Here is a 955-nt window from a genome sequence, read left to right on the forward strand (position 1 = left end):
ATGAGGCCCTACGCCTTCTGGCGGGTGTTTCGCTCGACGATAACGCCGACCCCGCTGACCTCGACTGGTCGCAGCTTGTTGCAGGGCCCTGGCTGGCCGACATGCTGCAGGAATTGCGTCAGCCGGAAGGGTTGGCGCAGATCAGTCCGGGACCGGAACTCAAGGCGAACCTGCGGCCCTACCAACGGGCCGGCGTGCGGTGGTTGTACCTGCTCACCCGGCTCGGACTGGGCGCTTGCCTGGCGGACGATATGGGCCTGGGCAAGACCATGCAGGTACTCTCGCTGCTGCTCGTGATGAAGCGTGAAAGCACCGAGGTGCGGCCCAGCCTGCTGGTCGCCCCCGCATCGCTGCTGGCCAACTGGGCGGCAGAGGCCGAGCGCTTCGCCCCGGGCTTGCGCCTGCTGATCGCCCATCCGTCGGTCATGCCGGCGGCCGATTTGCGTGCGCTGGACGCCGCGCGGCTTGCGGACATCGATCTCGTCATCACCAGTTTTGGCTCGCTGCTTCGCCAGCCGGTACTGGGGACCATCCAATGGCGCCTTGCCATCGTTGATGAAGCACAGGCGATCAAGAATCCGGGCGCCAAGCAAACGCGACAGGTCAAGCAACTCCAGGCACAATCGCGCATCGCGCTGACTGGCACCCCCGTGGAAAACCGCCTGTCCGACCTGTGGTCCATTTTCGATTTTACCCACCCCGGTTTGCTGGGCTCGGACAAGGTCTTTGCCAACTTTACCAGGCGGCTGGCGAAGGCCGAGCACTTCGGCCCGCTGCGAACGCTCGTACGGCCCTACATCCTGCGCCGCCTGAAGACCGACAAGCGGGTAATCGACGACCTTCCGGACAAGACCGAGCTCAAGGCCTGGTGCCACCTGAGCCCGACCCAGGCGGCGCTTTACCAGCGTGCGGTGAAGGATCTGGCCGCCGCGCTTGAGGACGCCGAAGGCATCGG

1 protein-coding gene is annotated in these 955 nt (G+C 65.3%); it reads left to right on the plus strand.

What is annotated here, in order from left to right:
• Positions 1-955, plus strand: a 955-nt coding sequence (locus F6X42_RS42870) for an SNF2-related protein (protein WP_246530568.1), incomplete at both ends; no start/stop codon positions are given.

Origin of the sequence: Paraburkholderia podalyriae (assembly GCF_014397785.1) — a bacterium.
GTDB classification, from domain to species: domain Bacteria; phylum Pseudomonadota; class Gammaproteobacteria; order Burkholderiales; family Burkholderiaceae; genus Paraburkholderia; species Paraburkholderia podalyriae.